At 71.1% G+C, this 24,394-nt stretch carries 23 protein-coding genes; 16 read left to right on the top strand and 7 right to left on the bottom strand.

Features of this window, described 5'->3' with window-relative positions:
• Window positions 1–79 precede the first annotated feature (79 nt).
• From MQN93_RS21225 to MQN93_RS21215, 3 genes are read left to right on the top strand one after another with little or no spacing between them, the layout of a single operon-like run.
• Window positions 80–886 (top strand): HlyD family efflux transporter periplasmic adaptor subunit, encoded by an 807-nt coding sequence (locus MQN93_RS21225; protein ID WP_016430716.1) that lies wholly within the window; start codon window positions 80–82, stop codon window positions 884–886.
• Window positions 883–3,105, top strand: a complete 2,223-nt coding sequence (locus MQN93_RS21220) for an NHLP family bacteriocin export ABC transporter peptidase/permease/ATPase subunit (protein WP_242710794.1) — start codon at window positions 883–885, stop codon at window positions 3,103–3,105. Before MQN93_RS21225 ends, MQN93_RS21220 begins: the two co-directional genes overlap by 4 nt.
• A 1-nt stretch (window position 3,106) precedes the next feature.
• Window positions 3,107–5,923 carry an NHLP bacteriocin export ABC transporter permease/ATPase subunit gene (locus MQN93_RS21215; RefSeq protein WP_242710793.1) on the top strand — a complete coding sequence of 939 codons (2,817 nt, stop codon included), beginning with the start codon at window positions 3,107–3,109 and terminating at the stop codon, window positions 5,921–5,923.
• A gap of 48 nt (window positions 5,924–5,971) precedes the next feature.
• Here MQN93_RS21215 and MQN93_RS21210 read toward each other — a convergent pair whose 3' ends face one another.
• Together MQN93_RS21210 and MQN93_RS21205 are read right to left on the bottom strand one after the other, a co-directional pair.
• Window positions 5,972–6,499 (bottom strand): SRPBCC family protein, encoded by a 528-nt coding sequence (locus MQN93_RS21210; protein ID WP_242710792.1) that lies wholly within the window; start codon window positions 6,497–6,499, stop codon window positions 5,972–5,974.
• A gap of 6 nt (window positions 6,500–6,505) precedes the next feature.
• Window positions 6,506–6,838 carry an ArsR/SmtB family transcription factor gene (locus MQN93_RS21205; RefSeq protein ID WP_016430720.1) on the bottom strand — a complete coding sequence of 111 codons (333 nt, stop codon included), beginning with the start codon at window positions 6,836–6,838 and terminating at the stop codon, window positions 6,506–6,508.
• 162 nt (window positions 6,839–7,000) lie between these two features.
• Between MQN93_RS21205 and MQN93_RS21200 the strand changes: the two genes are divergently transcribed.
• The 5 genes from MQN93_RS21200 (at window position 7,001) to MQN93_RS21180 (ending at window position 11,607) form a co-directional block, all read left to right on the top strand.
• Window positions 7,001–8,503, top strand: a complete 1,503-nt coding sequence (locus tag MQN93_RS21200) for an MFS transporter (RefSeq protein WP_016430721.1) — start codon at window positions 7,001–7,003, stop codon at window positions 8,501–8,503.
• Window positions 8,504–8,636: 133 nt separating this feature from the next.
• Complete coding sequence (locus tag MQN93_RS21195; RefSeq protein WP_016430722.1) at window positions 8,637–9,650, top strand: Ppx/GppA family phosphatase; 1,014 nt, start codon at window positions 8,637–8,639, stop codon at window positions 9,648–9,650.
• A gap of 66 nt (window positions 9,651–9,716) precedes the next feature.
• Window positions 9,717–10,730 carry an iron-containing redox enzyme family protein gene (locus MQN93_RS21190; RefSeq protein ID WP_242710791.1) on the top strand — a complete coding sequence of 338 codons (1,014 nt, stop codon included), beginning with the start codon at window positions 9,717–9,719 and terminating at the stop codon, window positions 10,728–10,730.
• Window positions 10,731–11,402, top strand: a complete 672-nt coding sequence (locus MQN93_RS21185) for a HemK2/MTQ2 family protein methyltransferase (protein ID WP_242710790.1) — start codon at window positions 10,731–10,733, stop codon at window positions 11,400–11,402. It abuts the gene before it with no gap.
• The gene (locus tag MQN93_RS21180) at window positions 11,383–11,607 is read left to right on the top strand and encodes a CDGSH iron-sulfur domain-containing protein (RefSeq protein WP_016430725.1); all 225 of its coding nucleotides are present in this window, start codon (window positions 11,383–11,385) and stop codon (window positions 11,605–11,607) included. The genes MQN93_RS21185 and MQN93_RS21180 overlap by 20 nt, the downstream gene beginning before the upstream one ends.
• 187 nt (window positions 11,608–11,794) lie before the next feature.
• On the opposite strand, the gene MQN93_RS21175 is transcribed toward MQN93_RS21180, so the two are convergent.
• On the bottom strand, window positions 11,795–12,229 hold the full coding sequence (locus MQN93_RS21175) for a protease inhibitor (protein WP_242710789.1): 435 nt from the start codon (window positions 12,227–12,229) through the stop codon (window positions 11,795–11,797).
• Between the two features lie 324 nt (window positions 12,230–12,553).
• Here MQN93_RS21175 and abmR point away from each other — a divergent pair, with 324 nt between their 5' ends.
• The 4 genes from abmR to MQN93_RS21155 all read left to right on the top strand — a co-directional run bounded on the left by abmR (window position 12,554) and on the right by MQN93_RS21155 (window position 17,110).
• Window positions 12,554–13,126 carry an ATP-binding transcription factor AbmR gene (abmR, locus tag MQN93_RS21170; RefSeq protein WP_242710788.1) on the top strand — a complete coding sequence of 191 codons (573 nt, stop codon included), beginning with the start codon at window positions 12,554–12,556 and terminating at the stop codon, window positions 13,124–13,126.
• A gap of 116 nt (window positions 13,127–13,242) precedes the next feature.
• Complete coding sequence (locus MQN93_RS21165) at window positions 13,243–14,841, top strand: purine-cytosine permease family protein (protein ID WP_242710787.1); 1,599 nt, start codon at window positions 13,243–13,245, stop codon at window positions 14,839–14,841.
• 122 nt (window positions 14,842–14,963) lie between these two features.
• Complete coding sequence (locus MQN93_RS21160; RefSeq protein WP_242710786.1) at window positions 14,964–16,133, top strand: lactate 2-monooxygenase; 1,170 nt, start codon at window positions 14,964–14,966, stop codon at window positions 16,131–16,133.
• Window positions 16,130–17,110, top strand: a complete 981-nt coding sequence (locus tag MQN93_RS21155; protein ID WP_016430730.1) for a 2-hydroxyacid dehydrogenase — start codon at window positions 16,130–16,132, stop codon at window positions 17,108–17,110. Before MQN93_RS21160 ends, MQN93_RS21155 begins: the two co-directional genes overlap by 4 nt.
• A 35-nt stretch (window positions 17,111–17,145) precedes the next feature.
• Here the strand turns inward: MQN93_RS21155 and MQN93_RS21150 are convergent, their stop codons facing one another.
• From MQN93_RS21150 to MQN93_RS21140, 3 genes are all read right to left on the bottom strand, one after another.
• Window positions 17,146–18,756: an RICIN domain-containing protein gene (locus tag MQN93_RS21150; protein WP_242710785.1), complete on the bottom strand. Its 1,611-nt coding sequence runs from the start codon at window positions 18,754–18,756 to the stop codon at window positions 17,146–17,148.
• A 448-nt stretch (window positions 18,757–19,204) separates the two neighbouring features.
• Entirely contained in the window at window positions 19,205–19,582 is a 378-nt protein-coding gene (locus tag MQN93_RS21145) for a hypothetical protein (RefSeq protein ID WP_016430732.1), read from the bottom strand.
• A gap of 3 nt (window positions 19,583–19,585) precedes the next feature.
• A complete protein-coding gene (locus tag MQN93_RS21140; RefSeq protein WP_016430733.1) occupies window positions 19,586–19,831 on the bottom strand; it encodes a hypothetical protein in 246 nt (81 codons plus the stop codon).
• A gap of 146 nt (window positions 19,832–19,977) precedes the next feature.
• Here MQN93_RS21140 and MQN93_RS21135 point away from each other — a divergent pair, with 146 nt between their 5' ends.
• Together MQN93_RS21135 and MQN93_RS21130 are read left to right on the top strand one after the other, a co-directional pair.
• Window positions 19,978–20,469 carry a methylated-DNA--[protein]-cysteine S-methyltransferase gene (locus tag MQN93_RS21135; RefSeq protein WP_242710784.1) on the top strand — a complete coding sequence of 164 codons (492 nt, stop codon included), beginning with the start codon at window positions 19,978–19,980 and terminating at the stop codon, window positions 20,467–20,469.
• Window positions 20,470–20,483: 14 nt separating this feature from the next.
• Window positions 20,484–21,206: a 2OG-Fe(II) oxygenase gene (locus tag MQN93_RS21130; RefSeq protein ID WP_242710783.1), complete on the top strand. Its 723-nt coding sequence runs from the start codon at window positions 20,484–20,486 to the stop codon at window positions 21,204–21,206.
• Window positions 21,207–21,209: 3 nt separating this feature from the next.
• Here the strand turns inward: MQN93_RS21130 and MQN93_RS21125 are convergent, their stop codons facing one another.
• Entirely contained in the window at window positions 21,210–21,839 is a 630-nt protein-coding gene (locus tag MQN93_RS21125) for a hemerythrin domain-containing protein (RefSeq protein WP_242710782.1), read from the bottom strand.
• Window positions 21,840–22,012: 173 nt separating this feature from the next.
• Here MQN93_RS21125 and sigJ point away from each other — a divergent pair, with 173 nt between their 5' ends.
• Window positions 22,013–22,918, top strand: a complete 906-nt coding sequence (sigJ, locus tag MQN93_RS21120) for an RNA polymerase sigma factor SigJ (protein WP_242710781.1) — start codon at window positions 22,013–22,015, stop codon at window positions 22,916–22,918.
• Window positions 22,915–24,390 (top strand): cytochrome bc1 complex cytochrome b subunit, encoded by a 1,476-nt coding sequence (gene qcrB, locus MQN93_RS21115; protein ID WP_016430738.1) that lies wholly within the window; start codon window positions 22,915–22,917, stop codon window positions 24,388–24,390. Before sigJ ends, qcrB begins: the two co-directional genes overlap by 4 nt.
• Window positions 24,391–24,394: the final 4 nt, after the last annotated feature.

The following is a 24,394-nucleotide window of genomic DNA, read 5'->3' as shown; positions in this document are numbered from 1 at the left end:
TCCGGGGCCTTCGGTTGTCTCGACACAGCCGGCTCCCGCGAGCCGGTCCTCTCTCGTTTTCAGGTGAGGGAAAGTTTCCGTGCAGTTCCGCCAACAGGCCCTCGCCAAGCTCCAGTCGCCGGAGGAGCTCGATCTTCCGGTGCGCTTCGCCCGCCCGCAGGGCTGGCTCGTGCTGTCCGTGACGGTGGTCGCGATGGCCGCCGCGTCCGTGTGGGCGGTGACGGGTTCGGTCGCCTCGACGGTCGGCGCGCCCGCCATCCTCACGCACGGCGAAGGCAGTTACATCCTGCAGAGCCCGGTCGCGGGCCAGGTCACCGCGGTCCTCGCGAAGCAGGGCGAGCGGCTGCCGGCCGACGCCCCGGTCCTGAAGGTCAAGACGGCCCAGGGTTCGACCGTCGTGCGCACGGTCGCCGCGGGCCGGATCACCGGCCTTGCCGCCACCATCGGCCAGATCATCCAGACCGGCGCGAACGTCGCCGCCGTGGAGAAGGTCGCCAAGGCCGACGACCCCCTTTACGCAACCGTCTACGTCCCCGCCGAGAACGCGGCCTCCATCCCGGCCGACGCCGCCGTGGACCTGACCGTCTCGTCGGTGCCCACGCAGACGTACGGCGTGCTGCGCGGCCATGTGAAGTCGGTGGACCGTTCCGCACAGTCCTCCCAGCAGATCGCCGCCTTCCTCGGCGACAGCCAGCTGGGCGAGCAGTTCACCAAGAAGGGCCGCCCGGTGGCCGTACTGGTCGAACTGGACAAGTCGTCGAGCACGAAGAGCGGTTACAAGTGGTCGTCCAAGGACGGGCCGCCGTTCCGGCTCTCGTCCATGACCATGGCCTCGGGTTCGATCCGGCTGACCGATCAGCGTCCCGTCGATTGGCTGCTGCCGTGAGCACCGCACAGGAGACGCGGAGCAGGCGACGCGCCGCTCCTCCCAAGCGCCCCGTGCCCACGGGAAAGTCGAAGACCGTGCGCACGCCGACGGTCCTGCAGATGGAGGCCGTCGAGTGCGGCGCCGCCTCCCTCGCCATGGTCCTCGGCCACTATGGCAAGCACGTCCCGCTGGAGGAGCTGCGCATCGCGTGCGGCGTCTCGCGGGACGGCTCGCGCGCCAGCAACCTGCTGAAGGCGGCGCGCAGTTACGGCCTGACCGCCAAGGGCATGCAGATGGACACGGCCGCCCTCGCCGAGGTGAAGACGCCGGCCGTCCTGTTCTGGGAGTTCAACCACTACGTCGTCTACGACGGCATGGGGCGCCGCTTCGGCCGCCGCGGCGTCTACATCAACGACCCCGGCAAGGGCCGCCGCTTCGTGCCCATGGAGGACTTCGACGGCAGCTTCACCGGCGTCGTGCTGGTGATGGAGCCCGGCGACGGCTTCACCAAGGGCGGCCGCAAGCCCGGCATCCTGGGCGCGATGCCGGCCCGGCTGCGCGGCACCGCGGGCACGATGCCCGCCGCCGTGCTGGCGAGCCTGCTGCTGGTGCTGGTCGGCGCGGCGGTGCCGGCGCTCAGCCGTACCTACATCGACGAGTTCCTGATCGGCGGCCAGACCTCGCTGCTGGGCGTGCTGTTCGCGTCGATGGGCGCATGCGTACTGCTGACGGTGCTGCTGACCTGGCTGCAGCAGTCGAACCTGCTGCACGGCCGCATCATCTCCTCCACTCTCTCCAGCGCCCGCTTCCTGCGCCATCTGCTCAGGCTGCCGGTGACGTTCTTCTCCCAGCGCAGCCCGGCCGACCTGGTGCAGCGGCTGCAGTCCAACGACCAGGTGGCCGAGACGCTGGCCCGTGACCTCGCGGCGGCCGGCGTGGACTGCGTGGTCGTGGTGCTCTACGCGGTCCTGCTCTACACCTATGATCCCGAACTCACCTTCGTCGGCATCGGTGTCGCCCTGCTCAACATCGTCGCGATGCGGGTCGTCATCCGGCTGCGTGCGACCCGGACGGCCAAGCTGCGCGCCGACAACGCACGGCTCACCAACACCGCCTACACCGGTTTGCAGCTGATCGAGACGATGAAGGCGACCGGCGGCGAGGACGGCTACTTCCGCAAGTGGGCCGGGCAGCACGCCACCACGCTGGAGGAGCAGCAGCGCCTCGGTGTGCCGAGCGCCTGGCTCGGCGTGGTCGCGCCGACGCTGGCCTCGCTGAACAGTGCGGTGATCCTGTGGATCGGCGGCATGCGCGCGGTCGAGGGCGGCATCTCGGTGGGCCTGCTGGTCGCCTTCCAGTCGCTGGTCACCCGCTTCACCGCGCCGATCACCCGCCTGAACGGCGTCGCGGGCCGCATCCAGGACTTCGCCGCCGACGTGGCCCGCCTCAAGGACGTCGAGAACTTCCAGGCCGACCCGCTCTACGGCCGCCCGGGCTCCGGCGACTCCACGCGCCGTCTGCACGGGCACGTCGAGCTGCAGAACATCTCCTTCGGCTACAACCCGCTCGACAAGCCGCTGCTCACCGGCTTCGACCTGACGGTGGGGCCCGGTCAGCAGGTCGCCCTGGTCGGCGGTTCGGGCAGCGGCAAGTCCACCGTGTCCCGGCTGATCTCGGGTCTGTACACCCCCTGGGAGGGCGTGATCCGCATCGACGGGCGGCGCCTGGAGGACATCCCGCGCGGCGCGCTCGCCTCCTCGGTGTCCTTCGTCGACCAGGAGGTCTTCCTCTTCGAGGGCTCGGTCCGCGACAACGTCGCGCTGTGGGACCCGTCGATCCCCGACGAGGCCGTGGTCGAGGCGCTGCGGGACGCGGCGCTGTACGACGTGGTGATGCGCCGTCCCGGCGGCATCCACAGCACGGTGGAGCAGGACGGCCGCAACTTCTCCGGCGGGCAGCGCCAACGCCTGGAGATCGCACGGGCGTTGGTGCGCAGGCCCAGCATTCTGGTGCTCGACGAGGTGACCAGTGCCCTGGACGCCGAGACCGAGCTGGCGGTGATGGACAACCTGCGCCGGCGCGGCTGCGCCTGTGTGGTGATCGCGCACCGGCTGAGCACGGTGCGCGACAGCGACGAGATCGTGGTGCTGCAGCACGGCACGATCGTGGAACGCGGACGGCACGAGGACCTGGTGGCGCGCGGCGGCGCGTACGCCGCGCTGGTCAGGGAACGGTGAGATGACGACCTCTCAGGAAGGCGACCTGGTCCTCGGTGCGCTCGGGTCCATGGGCTCCCGCATCGACTGCACGGGCCTGAACCGGCTCGACCTGGAAGGCCCGCAGGTGCTGTGGCTGGTCGTGTCCGGCAGCCTGGACCTGTTCGCGGTGGACGCGGTCCAGCAGGGCCACTGGCACCACCTCGGCCGCCTGGAGCCCGGCTCGCTGCTGCTCGGCCCGGTCCCGGGCCCCCAGCACACCCTGGTGGCCCGCCCGTTGCGCGACTGCGTGGTGCACCGCATCGGACTGCGCGAGCTGTACCAGCCGGCCAACACCCAGACGTGGTCGTACGACGAGTACGGCAATCCTCAGTACGTCCCGCCGCAGACGAGCCCGCTGGAGTACGCGCTCGCCCTCGGCGTCGGCCGCAGTCTGTCCATCCTCTTCCAGGCGCCGATGGCGAACGACCGCGCCGCCGAGCTGACCGACGACGACGTGTTCTGGATGCAGGTGCCGCCGGGCAGTGTCCAGTACGGCTCCCTGTACGGCGCCGAGGCGGCGGCCGACCTGCTGATGGACCCGGCGGTCTGGCAGAGCATGGTCGACCAGGAGTACCGGCTGCTGACCACGCTGGACCGCTGGATCGAGCAGCTGGAGCGCACGCACGAGACGCGGACGGCGGCCGGCATCAAGGCCGGTGAGGCGGTTCGGGCGCAGGCGGACCGCACCCTGCTCGCCTCCATCGGCAAGTCCTCGTCCAAGCGCACCACGGCCGCCGACGCCGACGCCTCGTACGCGGCGTGCAAGCTGGTGGCCGACGCGGCCGGGATCGAGCTGGCGGAACCCGCGCAGAGCGGCACCGGGAACGACCGCCTCGACCCGGTGGAGCTGGTGGCGATCGCCTCCCGCGTCCGCACCCGGGCGGTGCGTCTGGAGGGCCGCTGGTGGCGGGACAACGTCGGTCCGCTGGTGGGCCACCGGGCGCTGTCGGGTGCGCCGGTCGCGCTGCTGTGGCGGCGTGGCGGCTATGTCGCCGTCCATCCCGCGACCGGTCGTGAGACACCGATCGAGAAGGCCAACGCGGAGGAGTTCGAGCCGCGCGCGGTGATGTTCTACCGCCCGCTGCCGGACCGCGCCCTCAGTCCGCTGCGGCTGCTGCGGTTCACGATGCGGGGCACCGGCGGCGACCTCACCAATCTGCTGATGAGTGGTCTGGTGACGGTGGCGATCGGTGCGCTGGTGCCGATCGCGACCGGCAAGGTGCTCGGTGAGTTCGTGCCGAAGGCGCAGACGAACCTGATCGCCCAGGTCTGTCTGGCCGTGATGCTGACCAGCGTGGTGGCGGCGGCGTTCATGCTGCTGGAGAACCTCACCATTCTGCGTCTTGAGGGCCGGATCGAGGCCACGCTCCAGCCGGCCGTCTGGGACCGGCTGCTGAGACTGCCGACCAAGTTCTTCACGGAACGCTCGACCGGCGAACTGGCCAGCGCGGCCATGGGCATCAGCGCGATGCGCCGGTTGATGGCGGGAGTGGGACCCGTTGTCGCGCAGTCGGTGACGATCGGTGCGATGAACCTGGGGCTGCTGTTCTGGTACAGCCCCTCGATGGCCTTCGCGGCGATCGGGATGCTCGTCGTCATCGCGGCCGTCTTCCTCGGGCTCGGCCTGTGGCAGGTGCGCTGGCAGCGCAAGCTGGTCGTGCTCGGCAACAAGCTGAACAACCAGGCGTTCCAGACCCTGCGGGGGCTGCCGAAGCTCCGGGTGGCGGCGGCCGAGAACTACGCCTACGCGGCGTGGGCCTCGCAGTTCGCGCACAGCCGTGAACTGCAGCAGAAGGTGGGGCGGATCAAGAACCTCACCACGGTGATGGGCGCGGTGTATCTGCCGCTGTGCACCCTGCTGATGTTCATGCTGCTGGCGGGTCCGGCGCGCGGGGTGATGTCGGCGGCCGCGTTCCTCACCTTCAACACCTCGGTGACGATGGTGCTGACCTCGGTCACCCAGCTGACCGGTGCGTTCGTCTCCGTGGTGGCCGCGACGCCGCTCTTCGAGCAGATCAAGCCGGTGTTCGAGGCGACGCCCGAGGTGCGCACGGGCAGTACCCGGCCGGGTCCGCTGACCGGTGCGATCGAGGCCCGGCGGCTGTCGTTCCGGTACTCCGACGACGGTCCGCTCGTCCTGGACGACCTGTCCTTCGAGGTGCGTCCGGGCGAGTTCGTGGCCATCGTCGGGCCCAGTGGCTGCGGCAAGTCGACCCTGCTCAGACTGCTGATCGGCTTCGACAAGCCGGTCTCGGGGAGTGTTCTGTACGACGGCCAGGACCTGTCCGCGCTCGACCAGTCGGCGGTGCGCCGGCAGTGCGGTGTGGTGCTGCAGCACGCGCAGCCGTTCACCGGTTCCATCCTGGACGTCATCTGCGGGACCGAGCCGTACACGCCGGAGGAGGCGATGGCGGCGGCCGAGATGGCGGGGCTCGCCGAGGACATCAAGCGGATGCCGATGGGTCTGCACACGATCGTCTCGGGCAGCGGTGCGGTCTCCGGCGGCCAGCGGCAGCGCCTGATGATCGCGCAGGCGCTGATCCGGCGGCCTCGCATTCTCTTCTTCGACGAAGCGACGAGCGCGCTCGACAACGAGACGCAGCGCACGGTGATCGAGTCCACCAAGGCGCTGAACGCCACCCGCGTGGTCATCGCGCACCGGCTGTCGACCGTGCTGGACGCCGACCGCGTGATCGTGATGGAGGACGGCAGGATCGCCCAGCAGGGCCCGCCCGCGCAGCTGCTCGCGGACACGGGCGGGCGGCTGCACGAGCTGGTGCGGCGTCAGATGGCGTGAGGGACCGCTCCGGTCCCGGGAGACGGGTCGGTCAGGTCCCGGGACGGGTCAGTCCAGTCCGGGAACGGGGGCCCCGGACGGCACACCGGCGTCGAGGTAGGCGGCGTAGAACTCCTTCCACGGTGCGCCCGCCCCGGCGTGCGGCCCCTCGAACCGCTCGTTCCGGGCGAGTGCGTCCAGGGCGGCCAGGCACACCTCCCAGCCCGCGCCGTTGCGGGCCGCGGTGTCGGCGGCCCGGAGGACATGGGTGAGGGTGAACCGGGTGCGCTTGTCGTCCAGCGCCTGAAGGTCGAAGTGCAGTTCGTCGCCGCCCCACTCGAAGGAGAGACGGCGCGGCTCGTCGAGCGCCAGCACGCGGCCCGTGGACTCCGGCATGTTCGGGTCGCCGCTGAAGGTGATGGTGCCGCCCGGGCGCGGATCGATCTCGGCGCGTGAGGGGAACCAGCGGGCGAGCTCCTCGGCGTCCGTCACGAACTGCCAGACGCGCTCGATGGGATGGTCGTAGGTGCGGCTGAAGCGGACGGCCGGGCGGCCGTCGTCCAGGGTCAGATAGGTGCCGGTGAGATCAGCGGCCATGACAGATCAGTCCTCCTCGGGATCGTCCGGCGCCGTCTCGTCCAGTCGCCGGCCCAGCGCGTCCAGGCTGCGGTTCCAGAGCTTGCGGTAGGGCGCGAGCCAGGCGTCGAGTTCGGCGATCGGGGCCGGGTCGAGGGCGTAGACGCGGCGCTGCGCGTCCTGCCGCACCCGGACCAGCCCCGCTTCCCGCAGCACCTTCAGATGTTTGGAGGTGCTGGGCTGGCTCAGACCGCATGCCTCCACGATCTCGCCCACGGGCCGCGGCCGCTCCAGGAGCAGCGCGACGATGGCCCTGCGGTGAGGGTCGGCGAGAGCGGACCAGAGAGCGCCGTCGGACATGGCCTTAATATGCCTCCACAGTTATATTCCCGTCAAGGAATAAATGACGATCGTCACGTCCAGCGAAACGTTGCCGTTTCGCTCGGAGTGATTTAGCCTCGACGTGTACGAAACAGTTTCGTTTAGGCAGCACTCGAACGACTTCCCTGGAGTGGTTCTCCCATGTCCCACAAGACCCTGACCGACGACACCCAGCAGGGTGCGGTCGAGGCGCCGTCCGCGGCGTCGCAGAAGCGGTGGTGGATCCTCGCGGTCGTCGCCGTCGCCCAGCTGATGGTGGTGCTCGACGCCACCATCGTGAACATCGCCCTGCCGTCGGCCCAGGCCGATCTCGGCTTCTCCGACGGCAACCGGCAGTGGATCGTCACCGCCTACGCCCTGGCCTTCGCCTCCCTGCTGCTGCTCGGCGGCCGTATCGCCGACCTGTTCGGCCGCAAGACCGCCTTCCTCGTCGGCGTCGTCGGCTTCGCCGCGGTGTCCGCGCTCGGCGGTGCCGCGAGCGGTTTCGGGATGCTCGTCACCGCACGCGCCCTCCAGGGCGCCTTCGGCGCACTGCTCGCTCCCGCCGCGCTCTCCCTGCTCAACACCACGTTCACCGACGCCCGCGAACGGGCGCGCGCGTTCAGCGTCTACGGCGCCATCGCCGGTGCCGGCGGCGCGGTGGGCCTGCTGCTCGGCGGCGTCCTGACCGACGCCTTCGACTGGCGCTGGACGCTGTACGTGAACGTGCTGATCGCCGTCGTGGCCTTCGTGGGCGGCTGGCTGCTCTTGACCAACCACCGCGACGCGCAGAGCGCCAAGCTGGACGTGCCGGGCACGGTGCTCGTCGCCGCCGGTCTGTTCTCCCTCGTCTACGGATTCTCCAACGCCGAGACGCACGACTGGAGTTCGCCCCTGACCTGGGGCTTCCTGATCGCGGGCGGCATACTGCTGGCGGCCTTCGCCTGGTGGCAGACCCGGGCCGCGCACCCGCTGCTGCCGCTGCGCATCCTGCTCGACCGCAACCGCTCGGCCTCCTTCCTCGCCGTGCTGATCTCCGCCGGCGGCATGTTCGGCGTGTTCCTCTTCCTCACCTACTACCTGCAGCTGAACCTCGGCTTCAGCCCCACCAAGACCGGTGTCGCCTTCCTGCCGATGGTCGGTGCGCTGATGGTGGCGGCGCAGCTCGGCACCACCACCCTGGTGCCGCGGATCGGGCCGAAGGCGATCGTCCCGCTGGGCTTCGCGATCGCCGCGGTCGGCATGGCCTGGCTGACCGGGATCGGCATCGGCTCCAGCTATGCCGGCGCGGTGCTGCCGCAGCTGATCGTGACCGGCGTCGGCCTCGGTCTGGTGATGCCGGCCGCGATGCAGCTGGCCACCGGCGGGGTGGCGGCCGAGGACGCGGGGGTCGCCTCCGCCACGGTCAACGCCATGCAGCAGGTGGGTGGTTCGATCGGTACGGCACTGCTGAACACCCTGGCCGCGAGCGCCGCGACCGACTATCTGGCCGGCAAGGACCCGACGAACAAGCTGGTGCAGGCCCAGTCGACTATCGAGAGCTACACCACCGCCTTCTGGTGGTCGGCGGGGCTGTTCGCCGCCGGCGCGGTGATCGCCTTCCTGCTCTACCGCCGCGGGGTTCCGGAGCAGGACGCGGACGCCGCACCCGTCGTCCACATGTGATCCGACCGGACCGAGCCGCACAGGTCCCAGGGGCCGCCGTCAGCAGGGAGACGGCGGCCCCTTCCGTGCGCCCGGCGTCGGACGCGGGCACGGTGTGTGATTGGTTCGTATACACATGGGTACCCACAGGCCCATGAGACTCAGCCTGGTGGATGTGGGCTCGAACACGGTCCGGCTCGTGGTGGCGGACGCGGACGGTGGGGTTCCGCTGCCGGTGCACACCGCGAAATGGCGGCTGCGGCTGTCCGAACAGGTCAGGCCCGGCAGCCGTGTTCCGGACGAGTGCGTCGAGCGGCTCGTCGACGCGGTGAGCGAGGCGAGCCGTACCGCGACCCGCTGGGGCGCCGCCGCCCCGTCGGCCTTCGCCACCGCCGTCGTACGGGCCGCCCCCAACCGCCACGACGTGCTGCGGACCGTACGCGCGCGGACCGGCGTGGCGCTGTGCACCCTGCCGGGCGAGCTGGAGGCCGAGCTCACCTTCCTCGGGGCACGGCGCTGGATGGGCTGGCAGTCGGGGCCGCTGGCCCTGCTGGACATCGGCGGCGGCTCCCTCGAAGTGGCCTTCGGACGCGGCCGGGTGCCGGACTTCGTGGCCTCGCTGCCGCTCGGCGCGGGACGCCTGACCCATGAGTTCTTCGCGGAGGACGGCCCGCCCTCGCCGGACCAGGTGCGGGCGCTGCGCCGCAAGGTCCGTCACCAGCTGCGCGACGTGGCGGCACGGATCCGCTGGGAGGGCCCGCGCACCGCGGTGGTCACCTCCCGTACGTTCCAGCAGCTGGGGCGGTTGTGCGGGGCGGCACCGGGGCGGCAGGGGCCGTTCGTGCCGCGGCAGATGCGGCGCGGAGACCTGCGAGTGGCGATCGACCGGCTCGCGGCCCTGCCCGCCGCCGAACGCGCCCGGCTGCCCGGCATCTCGGCGCCGCGCGCCCGGCAGAGCCTGGCCGGTGCGGTGGTCGGACACACCGCGATGAAGCTGACCGGCCTGAAGACGGTCAGCATCTGCCCGTGGGCGATCCGCGAGGGCATCCTGCTGCGCCACATCGAGGAGGGCTCGTCCTGGTGGACGGAGATCAGCCGCCTCGACGAGGCGCCCCAGCCCGCTCCCCCGGGCCCGGTGCCCTTGCGCATCGCGGCCCTGACCCGCTGACCGGGGCGGGCACCCTGCGGCTCCCGCGCCGCGGATGACCCACCGCCGTCCGGGTACCCGGCGCGTATGACGCACCACCACGAAGGTCCGCGGCTCCCCGAGCCCCGGGGACCCGTCTCGGCAGCAGTGAAGGACCATCTGCTCGACGCGGGCCCGCTGCCGCGCCCCGAGGCGGTCGCGGCGGCTCCCGCCTACGGCGACGACCTCCAGCTCGCCCTCTACCTCTGCTACGAACTCCACTACCGCGGTTTCGCGGGCGTGGCTCCCGACCGCGAGTGGGACCCCGACCTGCTGCGCACCCGGGCGGCCCTGGAGCACCGCTTCCTGACCGCCCTGCGCGCGGACACCCCGGTCCACGACACCCTCGACGACGCACTCGCCGACCTGCTCGTCGAGCCCTCAGACGGCAATGGCGTCAGCCATTTCCTGCGCGACGAGGGCGAGTTGTGGCAGCTGCGCGAGTACGCGGCCCAGCGCTCCCTCTACCACCTCAAGGAGGCCGACCCGCACGCCTGGGTGCTGCCCCGGCTCACGGGCCGCGCCAAGGCGGGCATGGCGGCGGTGGAGTTCGACGAGTTCGGCGGCAGCCGCCCCGACCGGGTGCACGCGCACCTGTTCGCCGAGCTGATGACGGATCTGGGCCTGGACACGACGTACGGCCGCTATCTGGACGCGGCGAGCGCCCGGATGCTCGCGACGGTCAACCTCATGTCGCTCTTCGGTCTGCACCGTTCCCTGCGGGGTGCCTTGGTGGGCCACTTCGCATCGGTCGAGATCACCTCCTCGCCCGGGTCCCGGCGGCTGGCCGAGGCGATGCGCCGCACCGGGGCGGGACCGGCCGCCGAGCACTTCTACGACGAGCACGTCGAGGCCGACGCCGTCCACGAGCAGGTCGTCCGCCATGAGGTCATCGGCGGGCTGCTGGCCGACGAGCCGCATCTGGCGTCCGACGTGGTGTTCGGCATCGACGCCACCGGGTATCTGGAGGACCGCTTCGGCGCCGAGCTGCTCGGGGAGTGGCGCGAGGGCAGGTCGTCCCTGCGCAGGCCCGTCTTTTCGGAAATCTCTTTTATCTCCTGAATGTCGGGGTACTTGAGCCCGGTGAGACCACTGGCGCCCCCGGGTGTGTACGCCCCGCAGGACGACACGGACCTCCTGGTCGGAGCCCTGTCCGAAGAACCTCTCGCGCCGGACGCCGACGTCCTCGACGTCGGCACCGGAGCCGGCGCGCTGGCGCTGGCGGCCGCCCGGCGCGGCACCCGCGTGACCGCCGTGGACGTCTCGTGGCGTGCGGTGTGGACGGCACGCCTGAACGCACGGCTCGCGGGGGTCCCGGTGCGGACCCGGCGCGGCAACCTGTTCGCGCCGGTGCGCGGCCAGTCGTTCGACCTGATCCTCTCCAACCCGCCCTACGTGCCCACGCCCGCGGCCCGCACCCGGCCGCGCGGTGCGGCCCGGGCCTGGGACGCGGGCGAGGACGGACGGCTCGTGCTGGACCGGATCTGCCGGGAGGCCCCGGTGGTGCTGCGCCCCGGCGGTGTCCTGCTGATGGTGCACTCGGTGCTCAGCAACCCCGACCGGACGCTGGGCCGGCTGCACGACGCCGGGTTCAGGGCGGCCGTCACCCACCGCCGCCGGATCCCGTTCGGGCCGGTGCTGCGCGCACGCGCGGACTGGCTGCGGCAGCGCGGTCTGGTGGCCGCCGACGAGAAGGAAGAGCTGGTGGTCGTCCGTGCCGAACTCCCCTGCTGAACCCGCGCGCCGCATCAAGGTCCAGCGCCGTGGCCCCCTGCTCGTGGAGGGGCCGGTCGAGGTGGAACTGGAGGACGGCAGCACGGTCCGCTCCGACCGCTTCCGGGTCGCGCTGTGCACCTGCCGCCGCAGCCGCCGCTTCCCGTGGTGCGACACCAGCCACCGCGACCGCACACAGAGCCGCCGCACCACGGACACCGACTGATCCGGAACGGCTTCCGCCCCTCCCCGTTCTCCCCGGGAAGGGGCGGACATGACCCAGTAACCGGGCGGGCGGCCCCACTCCGCCCGCCCGGTCCTGGTACGAGATCGCCGGGCCCCGCGCCAAGGACTCGCACTCCCCACCTGCGGGCCGCTTCAGATGCTCACGGGGATTGAGCGATCCCGGTCTCTCAGAACGAGAAGACGCTCGTCAGATACGAGCTCTTCACGCACTGGTTGGCGAAGGTGCGCTCGTAGGAGACGCGTTTGCCCTCCCAAACGCCGTCGACCGTGACCACCACCGGGTCGTACTGCTTGGTGCACAGCACGTCGTCTCTCGCGGTCAGGGCCGCGAAGTCGCCGGCGACGCCCCGCAGTTCGGCACAGGCCGAGACGGCGGCCGGGTGGGTGCCGGAGGCCGTGGGCGCGCAGTTCAGGGTGACGGCCCGCAGCGGTGTCGCCGCGGCGGCGCTGTCCCCGTGGCCGACGGTGAGCACCAGGGCCGAGGGGGCGTAGAGGGAGGCGGGGGCAGTGGCCGGGGCGGCGAGTGCGGCTCCGGTGAGGGGCCCGCAGACGGCGGTGGCCGTGAGGGCGAGGGTCGCTGCCCAGCGCGCGGTGTTCCGCATTGTGTGCATCCTTCCGCTGGTTCGAGGGTGTGCCGGACCGCTCTCGGGTCGGTGCCGGACCGGCGAGCTGGAGTCTGCCGAGTCCGCCGCCGAAACACACCTTCACCCCACGCGTTTCGGTAACCTTGCGTGTTCAATCAGTGGCGTGAAGTCACATAATTTGAATGTGCAAACCCCGGAACTGAGCGGAACTTGATCGCTCGATGCAGCCAACTGGCCGATTTCCTGCGCTTCGTTAATAGGCCTGAAACATTCCGGTTGAGCCGTCGGCGGACTCCCGCGGACCCCCTTGTGTTCATGGTCCGGGCGAGTAATCGTCATTACATGATTACTTCAGAGCAGCGGGACAAGCTGCGCGGCTGGTTCGCCGGCCGCGTCCCCGAGGACCTCTTCGAGGAGTTGACCGAGGTCACGGTCGACCGCGAGGAGATCACCGTGATCGGCCGCATCCCCGAACCCCGGCTCGCCGAGGGCGCGTCGGACGCCGAGCGCGAGGCCGCGACACAGGGCCGGATCGAGGAGTTCCGGGAGCGCACCCGGCAGGCGCGCGTCGAGGTGGCGCGCGAGGCCGAGCACCGCTTCCGCCGCAAGGTCTCCTGGGGCGTGGAGTGCGGCGGGGAGCGCGCCCTGTTCACCCATGTCGCCGCACCCGTGATGACCCGGCTGCGCCAGCCCGAGCGACAGGTCCTCGACACCCTGATCGCGGGCGGCGTCGCGCGCAGCCGCAGCGACGCCCTGGCCTGGTGCGTACGCCTGGTCCAGCGCCACACCGACGACTGGCTCACCGAGCTGCGCGACTCCCTCGAACACGTCCAGCGCGTGCGGGCCCAGGGCCCGGACACCGCACCGCAGGACGCCACACCGGACGGCCCGGCGGACGACTCGTCTGACGACTGATGGAGTGTTCGTACATGTCGATCTCGAAAGGTGGATGAATCATCCTCTGGTGCGGGTCTTGCGCACGGTCGTAGCGTCGGCACACCCCGACCGGCCCGTCCCCGCTGGAGCCGCACTTGTCCTCCCAGTCGTCCGACTCCCCCGCCGGCCAGCCCCCGTCCCTCACCGAGGTCGAGGCCCACGGCGTCGAGCGCATCCCCGACGCCGACCGCACCGCGACCCCGCTCGATCTCTTCCGCCTCGCCTTCGGCGGCGCCAACACCTTCTCCACCTGTGTCCTCGGCGCGTTCCCGATCCTCTTCGGCCTCTCCTTCTGGCAGGGCCTCACGGCCACGCTCCTCGGGGTGGTCGCGGGCGCGCTGATCCTGTGCCCGATGGCGGTGTTCGGTCCGGTCAACGGCACCAACAACGCGGTCTCGTCCTCCGCGCACCTCGGCGTGCACGGACGGGTGGTCGGCTCGTTCCTGTCGCTGCTGACCGCGATCGCGTTCTTCTCCATCTCGGTGTGGAGCTCAGGCGACGCCCTGGTCGGCGGCGCGCACCGGCTCTTCGGCCTGGAGCGCAGCACGCCGTCGTACGTCGTCGCGTACACGCTGTTCGCCGTTCTGGTCCTCGTGGTGTGTGTCTACGGCTTCCGGTTCATGCTCTTCGTCAACAAGGTCGCGGTGGCCTCGGCGACGGTGCTGTTCCTGCTCGGCGCGATCGCGTTCGCCGGTGACTTCGACCCGTCGTACGCCGGTGTCTTCACGGACTCCGCGGACGCGGCGACGCAGTCGCTGTTCTGGCCGTCCTTCATCGGCGCGGCGCTCATCGTGCTGTCGAACCCGGTGTCGTTCGGGGCGTTCCTGGGCGACTGGTCGCGCTACATCCCGGCGAGCACCCCGCGCCGCCGGGTGGTCGGCGCGGCGTTCCTGTCGCAGATCGCGACGCTGGTGCCGTTCGTCTTCGGACTGGCGACCGCGAGCATCATCGCGGCCAAGGCCCCCAAGTACGTCGATCCGGCGGCCCCCGACTTCGTGGGCGGGCTGCTGGCGATCTCCCCGGCCTGGTACTTCCTGCCGGTGTGTCTGCTCGCCCTGATCGGCGGCATGTCGACGGGCACGACCGCGCTCTACGGCACCGGCCTCGACTTCTCCTCGGTGTTCCCGCGGCTGTCACGGGTGCAGGCCACCGTGCTGGTCGGTGTGGTCTCGATCGCGTTCATCTTCATCGGCCGGTTCGGGCTGAATCTCGTGCAGTCCATCTCGACGTTCGCCACGATGATCATCACCTGCACCACGCCGTGGATGGTCGTGATGATGCTGGGCTTCCTCACCCGGCGCGGCTGGTACGACCCGGACGCCCTGCAGGTCTTCAACCGCCGTCAGCGCGGCGGCCGTTACTGGTTCGCGCACGGCTGGAACTGGCGGGGCATGACCGCGTGGTGGGTCTCCGCCCTCGTCGGCGTGCTGTTCACGAACATCCCCGGCCAGTTCGTCGGACCGCTGGGCGACCTGGCGAACGGCGTCGACATCAGCCTGCCGCTCTCCCTGGTCGTGGCCGCGGTGCTGTATCTGGCGCTGCTCCGTCTGTTCCCCGAACCCCGGGCGGCCTACGGTCCCGAGGGGGCGCGGCTGGCCCGTACCGTCGAGGTGCCGGTGCCGCCGATCACCGGTCCGGGAACGGGAGCCGGCGACGAGGCACCGCAGGACCGGTCGGCCGGCTCGCGGAGCTGACCGCAAGGTGGTGAACCGGCCGGAATCCTCCGGAAGGCGGCCGTGACCGGCTGCTTCCCTGTCTCGTACCCACCGGTAGGGTCGGCAGCGGCGTTCTCAGCGACGAGAGGCGGACCCTCCTCATGGCCAAGCACTGGGCGGACTTCCAGTACGAGATCTATCTCAACGGGATGACGGGAGCCGTACCTCGGCTGCCCACGGATCTGACCCGACTTGAGGAGCTGACCGAGCAGCGGCTCGGTCCCGGGCCCGTCGGCTACGTCTCCGGCAGTGCGGGCGACGGCAGCACGGCACGCGCGAACCGGGCGGCGCTCCAGCGGCGCCGGATCGTGCCGCGCATGCTGCGGGACGTGCACGAGCGGGACCTGTCGGTGGAGGTGCTGGGCCGCGCCCTGCCCGCGCCACTCGCGCTGGCGCCCGTCGGCGTGCTGTCGATCATGCATCCGGACGCCGAGCCGGCCGCCGCCCGGGCCGCTGCCGCGCAGGGCGTGCCGTTCGTCCTGTCCTCCGCGTCGAGCACGCCCATGGAGCAGGTCGCCGAGGCCATGGGGGACGGCGAGCGCTGGTTCCAGCTGTACTGGCCCAAGGACGTCGAGGTGGCCCGCAGTTTCCTGAACCGGGCGAAGGCGGCCGGGTTCACCGCGCTGATCGTCACGCTCGACACACCCTTGCTGGCCTGGCGGCCGCGCGACCTCGACCAGGCCTATCTGCCGTTCCTGCACGGCGTGGGAACCGCCAACTACTTCTCTGACCCGGCCTTCCGGGCGGGGCTGGCCAAGCCGGTGACCGAGGACCCGAACGCGGCCGTGATGCACTTCGTCGGCATGTTCGCCGATCCCGGCAAGAGCTGGCCGGACCTGGCCTTCCTGCGGGAGAACTGGGACGGACCGATCGTCCTCAAGGGCACCCTGCACCCGGACGACGCCCGGCTCGCCGCCGACGCCGGGATGGACGGGGTCGTCGTCTCCAACCACGGGGGCCGTCAGGTGGCCGGTTCCGTGGCCGCCGCGGACGCGCTGCCCAGGGTGGCCGAAGCGGTCGGCGACCGGCTGACGGTTCTGTTCGACAGCGGGGTGCGCACCGGCGACGACGTCTTCAAGGCGCTCGCGCTCGGCGCGCGGGCGGTGCTGCTGGGGCGGCCGTACGTGTACGGGCTCGGACTCGACGGACAGGCGGGCGTCGAGCATGTGATCCGCTGTCTGCTGGCCGAACTCGACCTCACCCTCGCCCTGTCGGGGCACGCCACGCCCGCCACGATCGGCCCCGCCGACCTCATCGAGGAATCCGTATGAGCACCGACCCGAAGAACGTCCTCGCCGTCATCAGCGCACACGTCGGCGGCCGTACCGCGGGCGCCGGGCTCGCCACGCTCTTCCCCGGCGAGGCGAACGTCACCGTGGTCGAGGCGACCGACGAGGACCCGGCGGCCCTGCGCGGCGCGCATGTGATCATCACCGGCCTCGCTCCGGTGAGCGCCGAACACCTCGCCGCCGCACCGGACTTGGAGCTCGTGCAGTGTGCGAGCCACGGCTTCGACTACGTCGACCTGGAGACCGCGCGCGCCCGCGGGGTACGGGTGGCCAACATCGGCTCCAGCGGCGCCGAGGCGCAGAACGTCGCCGAGCAGACCTTCGCCCTGATGCTCGCGCTCGCCAAGCAGCTGGTCCCGGCGCACACCGCGCTCGTCGAGGCCGACTGGGCACTCCCCCGCCTGCAGCGCTCCCTGACCGAGCTGTCCGGCAAGACGCTGGGCATCGTCGGGCTCGGCAACATCGGGCAGCAAGTGGCCCGCCGCGCGGTCGCGTTCGACATGAACGTCGTCTACGCCGGCCGCCGCAGACTGCCCGAGGACACGGAGGCCCGGCTGGGCGGGGCCCGCCACGTCCCGCTCGACGAGCTGCTGCGCACCGCCGACTACGTGTCCCTGCACGCGCCCCTCACCGACGAGACCCGGCACCTCCTCGACGCCGAGCGCCTCGCGCTCCTCAAGCCCTCCGCCTTCGTCATCAACACCGCGCGGGGCGCCCTCATCGACCAGGACGCCCTCGCGGACGCACTGGAGAAGGGCGCCCTGGCCGGCGCGGGCATCGACGTCTTCGACCCCGAACCACCCACCCCGGCCCTGCGGTTGCTGCGGTCCCCGAACGTGGTGCTCTCCCCGCACGTCGGCGGCGTCACCCGCGAGACCCTCGTCCGCATCGCCCTGGCGGCCGTACAGAACGTCACCGCCTTCCTGACGGGCGAGCCCCCCAAGGATGTCGTGAGCTGACCGCGCTCAGGTATCCGACGCTGAACTCACCGCGTTCAGCGAACCGACCCCGACAGCCCGGCAGGCCGCACCTGTGGGGCTGTTCGGGTTCCGGTGATGGACAGGGAGCTCGGGCTGGCGGAGGTCGTCGGGTCGGCGGGCCAGCGTTGGGACGTGGAGCCGTCGCGGACCTTGACCACGATGTCCGCGCCGGGCTCGGCGGCGGTGGGGGCGAGGGCGAGGCGGTCGTCCCAGCGGGGCAGCAACTCGCCCTGCGGGGTGAGGTCGTAGCGCACGTCGTCGCTCCGTTCGTCCTTCGCGGCGGCGCACCGGCCGAGGACGACCACTCCCGCGTCCACGTGCGAGTCCAGGCACAGTGCGACGTCCGCGAGGCTGCGCAGCAGTCCGTCGCTCTCGTACGACCACTGCTGGGTGAGGGCGTCCGAGCAGGTCGCGAGGACCGCCCCGGCGCCCGCCTTCGCCGTGCCCCTGATGTCCAGGCACAGGTCGGCCCCGGCGTTGCGCAGCCTGAACTGCCCCGGAACGGCGGGCAGTCGGGCCGTACCCGGCGCGGAGCGGGAGCCCGCGCCGGGCGCCGTGACACCGCCCGCGGTCTTGGAGGCGGCCGGGTCGACGCCGTCGTCGTGCGAGAACAGACCGGCCGTGAAGACCGTCACGAGCAGCCCGGCGGAGACGACGCCAACGCCGGTCAGCAGGGCCCGCGAGTTCCTGAGTACGCCCGGCGGTCTTCGGCCGGGCAGGGGGATCCGGGGCAGGATGCGCGAGCGTGCGCCGCCGTGCCGCGAGTGGCCGTGCGGCCGGGTCCCCTGCCGGGTGCGTCCGGGACGGGTCTCCAGATAGCGGCGGGCGCCCCAGCCGAGTACCGCCTCGGCGAGAAGCAGCCCCAACCCGCCCTCGAAATGGCTCAGTTGTTCCGCGGCGAAACGGCAGTAGCGGCACTCCGCCAGATGCTGCTGGACATCGGGCAGCAGGGCTCCGCCGCGGCGCATCGGAACGTCGAGAAGACGGTTGTAGAACCGGCATTCCTTGCTCGGCGCGAGTTCCCGATGCGCTTGTACACAACCTTCCCGGAATTTTTCACGCGCTTGTTCGAGCGCGGCCGACGCGGTCTCGGTATCCATGCCGAGCAGGGCGGCGGGAACGGCAATGGACTCCGCCTCGACCTCGCGGTGCCAGAGCAAACAGCGGAAGAGTCCGGGCAGTCCGAGGAATGAACGCTCGGCGAGCTTGCGGTTTTCGGGCGTCATGGACTTCGCCGACCGCATACCGCGCCCTCCGGCCGGTTTCTGCAGCTCCGGCAGAACTCCGGATATCCGTTCCTCCGCGGACCACACACGGACCGTGTCGCGCACGGCCACCAGCAGCCGGGGCCGCACCGCGAGCGCGGGTTCGCCCAGCGCCAGCCGGTCGAGGACCTGGTGGAAGGCGGCCGAGGTGGCCATGGAGGCGGTCTCGGACGAGGAGGCGAGACAGATGGCCGCGTACTCGCGGGCGGGCTGCCAGTGCCGCGCCATCAGCAGCGCGACGGTCTGGGCGACCTCACCGTCGGGCCGGCCCCTCAGCCGAGCGGCGAGGACCTCGTCGGATTCTCCGGGGCCCCCGCCGGACGGCGGGTAAGGGGGGCGAGGTGGGTGGGGGGTGGGCACTGAGCGGATTCCTTCCCACGCGCATGGGACACACAGGAGGGCGTGAATTCGGGTAGGTCCATTCGAGACCCGGTTACCGATAGGGCGATCGGCACCCGGCCATTACACCCCCCGCACGGGTGGTTCACCCTTGCACAGGACACTCATGACCAACAAGGCACTTGGGCAACATCAGCCTCTTTGAAAGATGGTCAGAAACAGCGGCAACTCAGCGCGCCCGGTTGAGCATTCACCATTCCATGCGCCCCGTGTGAAAGGGGCGCACGCGCCGGAGCCCCGCGCACGCTCCCGGCGCGCACCACCCCGTAGTGCACTGGGTACCGGCCCTTCTCGGAGGCCCGGCGCAGGACGGCGGCTCTCCTGCGTCACACGGGCCGCCGGCCTTGTTCCTCCCGCCCTCGGCCGGCGGCCCCGGAGGGCGGGTCTGCACCGACTCGGTCGGCGGCCCTCAGATCTGCCAGGAACGCAGCCGGTCGGCGGCGCCGTAGACATCGGTCTTGCCGGACATCAGATCGCGCGCGAGGTCGACGAGGGCGCCGTAGGGCGGATCGATGCCGACGTCGCTGACGAACATGTACGCCACGGCTGTCGCGCACGCGAAACGGGCGTTGGCCGACGGCAGCGGCCGGAGCAGGGCGAGGGTGTGCAGCAGGGCGGCGGCCCGCCAGGCCGGGTCGGAGTTCACCCCGAGGCGGGGCGGATCGACGCGATGGCGGGCGACGGCGGCGACCAGCGCGGAGAAGTCGTTGACGGTCGGCTGGTCGGGCAGGACCTCTTCGTGGCGCTGGAGCAGCCACGGCACATCGATATGGATGACGGGTGCCATCGGTCAGGCGACCCGCCCTTCGCCGGCGTGCGCCGGTTCGTCGTCGGGGAAGGCGGCCGCGAACTCGTCGGCGTGGGCGGAGAAGAACCGGCGGAACGCCTCCGCGCCCTCCTGCAGCGCGCGGTGCCGGGCTATGTCCGCTGCGGCGGCCTCGCGCACGAGGGCCTTCATCGACGTACCGCGTTCCTTGGCGATCTGCCTCAGGTCCTCAAGCTCGCGGTCGCTGAACTCGACATTCAGGGCTGGCATGCCTTCACGGTACCGCCGAGGTACTTACGCGTAAATAATGCCTGGTCACAGCGACATGAGGACGGTACCTGGGGACGACCGCGGCGGCCGAGGACCACGTCCGATTCCCGCCGGTTCCGGGCCGGCCGGAGCCGCAGACTGGAGCCATGAAGACGTACACGACGATCGACAGTCCCGTAGGTGAACTGCTCCTGGTCGGCGAGGGCACCGCGCTGGTGTCGCTCTCCATGACGGGGCAGCGCAACGCACCGGTCGTCCGCTCCGGGTGGCGGCGCGACGACGCGGCGTTCACGGAGGCGGCCCGGCAGCTCACCGCCTACTTCGAGGGCCGGCTCGCCCGCTTCGAGCTGGACATCGCCCCCGAGGGGACCCGGTTCCAGCAGCGGGTCTGGCAGGCCCTCGACGAGATCCCGTACGGCAGCACCACCACGTACGGCGCACTGGCCGCGCGGCTGGAGGTGCCGCGGGACGAGGTCCGGGCCGTGGGCGCCGCGATCGGCGCCAATCCGCTGCTGATCGTCCGCCCCTGCCACCGCGTGATCGCCGCAGACGGGTCGATGCGCGGGTACGCGGGCGGAGTCGAGCGCAAGGTGCGGCTGCTCACCCACGAGGGTGCGCTGCAGCAGATGCTCGTATGACGGCGGGAGACGGGATGACCCTCACCGAGGCACAGGCTGAACAGCGCGTCGCGGGCACCGAATGGGCGGCGCTCGCAAGCGAGTTGGACCTCCACGGCAGCGCGCCGACCGGACCGCTGCTGACAGTGGCGGAGTGCCGTGATCTGGCCGCGCTGTACGAGAAGCCGGAGCTGTTCCGGACCACGGTCGACATGGCACGGCACCGCTTCGGCTCCGGCGAGTACCGCTACTTCACCCACGATCTGCCGGCTGCGGTGTCCGCCCTGCGCGCCGCCCTGTACCCGCGTCTGCTGCCGATCGCGCGGGACTGGGCGGCCCGGCTCGGCCGCCCGGCGCCCTGGCCGGACTCCCTGGAGGAGTGGCTGGAGGCGTGCCATGCGGCCGGGCAGGACCGGTCGGCACAGATCCTGCTGAGCTACGCGGAGGGCGACTGGAACGCCCTGCACCGTGACGTGTTCGGCGAGAAGGTCTTTCCGCTGCAGGTGGTCGTCGGGCTCGACGCGTACGGCGTCGACTACACCGGCGGCGAGTTCCTGATGGTCGAGCAGCGGCCCAGGGCCCAGTCCCGGGGCACCGCGACCGCACTGCGCCAGGGCCACGGCCTGGTCTTCACCACCCGGGACCGTCCGGTACACACCAAGCGGGGCTGGTCGGCCGGCGCGATGCGGCACGGGGTGAGCACGGTCCGCTCGGGCCACCGGCGCGCCCTGGGCATCGTCTTCCACGACGCGTCGTGACGACTAGCCCTGCGCCCACAGCCCCCTGCGCCGGTAACCCGGCTCCCAGAACAGGCGGTTGAGCGCCCGGACCGGCGGGGGCAGGGCGCCCAGGAAGGCGGCGCGGTCGGCGGGCGGGGCGCCGTCGACGACCCACGGCACGAACAGCGCGGCACCGCGCACGCCCTGCACCTCGCGCATACGGCCGGTGAAGCGGGCCCAGTCGGCGGCCGTCAGGACGTCCTGCATCAGCGGCAGGGCGCTGTCCTCCTCGTGCTTGAGGTGGTCGTCGAGGGTTGCCGCCAACGCCCGTACCAGATCCGGCAGTTCGGGCGCACGGTCGGCGAGCGCGACGTCGACGGCCCGGAGCAGCGGGTCGATGCGGGAGTGCTCCGCCTCCATCTCGTCGAGCAGGACGAGGTCGCGCGGGCGTCCCGCCACGCGCTCGCGCACCTGCGGCCACAGGTCGCTGTCCTCCGCGGTGTGGTGGATGTGCAGCTGCCGCTGGAAGTTCTCCCAGCCGGCCCTGACCGCGGGCGAGGCGGCCCGGTCCTCGGCGACGGCCGCCGCGAGGCGTTCCAGGTCGCGCCGGAAGGCGTCGTGCGAGGCGTACATCGCGGTGAAGTCGAGGGGTTTGTGGTTGCTGTCCGTCATCGGTCGGCTTCTTTCGGTGCGTGGAATCACTCCCGTTCAAGAGGGCGGGGCGCCGGGTGAGTGTGACGCGGGCGGAATTCGCTGAGAGGTAGGTCACACAATTCCCGTGCCATGTCACAAACCGGCCCCTGACGGGCCTCGAAGGAGTGAGCGCGTCACTGGGGAGGCCACCTATGTCCGAGAGCGCCGTCGACGAGGCGACCGACGTCTTCATGCACCATCGCGAGCTGCTGTTCGGGCTCGTCTACAACATGCTGGGCAGCGTCACCGACACCGAGGACGTGCTGCAGGAGACCTGGCTCTCGTGGTCGGGCCGGGGCACGGACGGGGTCGACAACCCCCGCGCGTATCTGGTCCGCATCGCCGTCAACCACGCCCTGCAGCGCCGCGCCTCGATCACCCGCCGCCGCGAGACCTACGTCGGGCCGTGGCTGCCCGAGCCGCTGGTCGCCGACGACCCGGGCACCGACGACCCGGCCGTGCGCACCGAGTCCGTGTCCCTGGCGATGCTGGTGGTCCTGGAGTCGCTGACCCCGCTGGAACGCGCGGTGTTCGTGCTCCACGAGGTCTTCGGGTACGCCCACACGGAGATCGCGGACATCATCGAGCGCAGCCCGGCGGCCGTACGGCAGCTCGCGCACCGTGCGCGCCGGCATGTGCACGCCCGGCGGCCGCGCTACCGCGCGCATCCACGGGTCCGGCGGGAGGCGACCGAGCGGTTCGTGCAGGCGGCGCTCGGCGGGGACATCGCCGAGCTGATGGAGATCCTGGCGCCGGACGTCACGGTGTGGACGGACAGCGGCGGCAACCGCAAGCCGGCCGGTCTGCGTCCCGTGCGCGGCCGGGACAAGGCGGTCCGGCTCCTTCATTCGTACGCGCAGCGGGACGGCGCGCGCCATCGCGACCTCGACCTGCGCTACCGCCGCGTCAACGGCGACGACGCCGCCGTCCTGTTCGACGGCGACTCCCCGTACGCCGTCATGGTCATGGACCTCAGCCCCGACGGCGACCGGATCTCGGGGATCTACGTCGTCACCAACCCCGACAAGCTCACGCACGTGCACAAGGAGGCGGCGTGACCGCCACCGAGACCCCCGGCCGGGGCGAGCGGGTCGCCGATTGGCTCGACGGCCGGCTCGGCATCCATTCCCTCGGGCGGAAGTACCTGCGCAAGGTGTTCCCCGACCACTGGTCGTTCCTGCTCGGCGAGATATGCCTCTACAGCTTCGTGGTGCTGATCCTCACCGGCGTCTACCTCACGCTCTTCTTCCATCCGTCGATGAACGAGGTGACGTACCACGGCAGTTACGTCCCGCTCAACGGCGTCCGGATGTCCGAGGCGTACGCCTCCACGCTCGACATCAGCTTCGACGTGCGCGGCGGACTGCTGGTGCGGCAGCTGCACCACTGGGCGGCGCTGGTCTTCGTCGCCGCGATGGTCACGCACATGATGCGGCACTTCTTCACGGGGTCCTTCCGCAAGCCCCGGGAGGTCAACTGGCTGTTCGGCTGGACCCTGTTGTTCCTGGGCCTCTTCGAGGGCCTGTTCGGCTACTCGCTGCCGGACGACCTGCTGTCGGGGACGGGGCTCAGGTTCGTCAACGGGGCGCTGCTGTCGGTGCCCGTCGTCGGCACGTACCTGTCGATGTTCCTCTTCGGAGGGGAGTTCCCGGGCCATGACATCGTGGCCCGCTTCTACTCGCTGCACATCCTGCTGATCCCCGGCGTGATGGCCGCACTCGTCGTCATCCACGTCCTGCTGGTCGTCTACCACAAGCACACGCAGTTCGCGGGCCCCGGACGGACCGAACGCAATGTGATCGGCGCCCCGTTCATGCCCGTCTACATGGCCAAGGCGGGCGGCTTCTTCTTCCTGGTCTTCGGCGCCCTGTCGATCATCGCCGCGGTGGCCTCGATCAACCCGGTCTGGGTCTACGGCCCCTTCCGCCCCGACCAGGTCTCCACCGGCGCGCAGCCCGACTGGTACCTGGGCTTCGCGGAGGGGCTGGTGCGGGTCATGCCCGGCTGGGAGATCACCCTGTGGGGCCACACCCTGGTGCTGGGTGTGCTGATCCCCGTCGTGGTCTTCCCGCTGCTCCTGGTCTTCATCGGGATCTACCCCTTCGTGGAAGCACGGGTGAGCGGTGACCAGCGCGAGCACCACATCCTGGACCGGCCGCGCAACCGTCCCGTCCGCACGGCGATCGGTGCGTCCTGGATCAGCCTGTATCTGATTCTGCTGGCGGGCGGCGGCAACGACATCGTGGCGACCCGGCTGCATCTGTCCATCAACGCGGTCACATGGACGGTGCGTGTCGCGGTGTTCGTCCTGCCGGTGATCGTCTTCGTCGCCACCCGCCGTATCTGTCTGGGCCTCCAGCTCAGGGACCGGGAGCTGGTGCTGCACGGCCGGGAGACCGGCGTGATCAAGCGGCTGCCGCACGGTGAGTACGTGGAAGTGCACCAGCCGCTCGATCAGGCCGAGTTGTACACCCTGACCGCGCACCGGCAGGATCAGGGTGAACTCGTGGAGCGCGAGCCCCAGCGCTGAGGAG

Origin of the sequence: Streptomyces spinosisporus (assembly GCF_022698145.1) — a bacterium.
Taxonomy (GTDB): domain Bacteria; phylum Actinomycetota; class Actinomycetes; order Streptomycetales; family Streptomycetaceae; genus Streptomyces; species Streptomyces spinosisporus.
The sequence above is the reverse complement of the archived record's forward strand: the minus strand, read 5'-3'. Positions and strand labels throughout refer to the sequence as shown.

Bases quoted from the DNA above. Each gene is read 5' to 3' on its own strand.
- MQN93_RS21125 (WP_242710782.1), bottom strand. From the start codon at position 21,839: ATGACGGACAGCAACCACAAACCCCTCGACTTCACCGCGATGTACGCC.
- MQN93_RS21210 (WP_242710792.1), bottom strand. From the start codon at position 6,499: ATGGCCGCTGATCTCACCGGCACCTATCTGACCCTGGACGACGGCCGC.
- MQN93_RS21160 (WP_242710786.1), top strand. From the start codon at position 14,964: ATGGCCAAGCACTGGGCGGACTTCCAGTACGAGATCTATCTCAACGGG.
- MQN93_RS21185 (WP_242710790.1), top strand. From the start codon at position 10,731: ATGTCGGGGTACTTGAGCCCGGTGAGACCACTGGCGCCCCCGGGTGTG.
- MQN93_RS21215 (WP_242710793.1), top strand. From the start codon at position 3,107: ATGACGACCTCTCAGGAAGGCGACCTGGTCCTCGGTGCGCTCGGGTCC.
- MQN93_RS21200 (WP_016430721.1), top strand. From the start codon at position 7,001: ATGTCCCACAAGACCCTGACCGACGACACCCAGCAGGGTGCGGTCGAG.
- MQN93_RS21135 (WP_242710784.1), top strand. From the start codon at position 19,978: ATGAAGACGTACACGACGATCGACAGTCCCGTAGGTGAACTGCTCCTG.
- MQN93_RS21155 (WP_016430730.1), top strand. From the start codon at position 16,130: ATGAGCACCGACCCGAAGAACGTCCTCGCCGTCATCAGCGCACACGTC.
- MQN93_RS21145 (WP_016430732.1), bottom strand. From the start codon at position 19,582: ATGGCACCCGTCATCCATATCGATGTGCCGTGGCTGCTCCAGCGCCAC.
- MQN93_RS21190 (WP_242710791.1), top strand. From the start codon at position 9,717: ATGACGCACCACCACGAAGGTCCGCGGCTCCCCGAGCCCCGGGGACCC.
- sigJ (WP_242710781.1), top strand. From the start codon at position 22,013: ATGTCCGAGAGCGCCGTCGACGAGGCGACCGACGTCTTCATGCACCAT.
- MQN93_RS21140 (WP_016430733.1), bottom strand. From the start codon at position 19,831: ATGCCAGCCCTGAATGTCGAGTTCAGCGACCGCGAGCTTGAGGACCTG.
- MQN93_RS21175 (WP_242710789.1), bottom strand. From the start codon at position 12,229: ATGCGGAACACCGCGCGCTGGGCAGCGACCCTCGCCCTCACGGCCACC.
- MQN93_RS21195 (WP_016430722.1), top strand. From the start codon at position 8,637: ATGAGACTCAGCCTGGTGGATGTGGGCTCGAACACGGTCCGGCTCGTG.
- MQN93_RS21130 (WP_242710783.1), top strand. From the start codon at position 20,484: ATGACCCTCACCGAGGCACAGGCTGAACAGCGCGTCGCGGGCACCGAA.
- abmR (WP_242710788.1), top strand. From the start codon at position 12,554: ATGATTACTTCAGAGCAGCGGGACAAGCTGCGCGGCTGGTTCGCCGGC.
- MQN93_RS21205 (WP_016430720.1), bottom strand. From the start codon at position 6,838: ATGTCCGACGGCGCTCTCTGGTCCGCTCTCGCCGACCCTCACCGCAGG.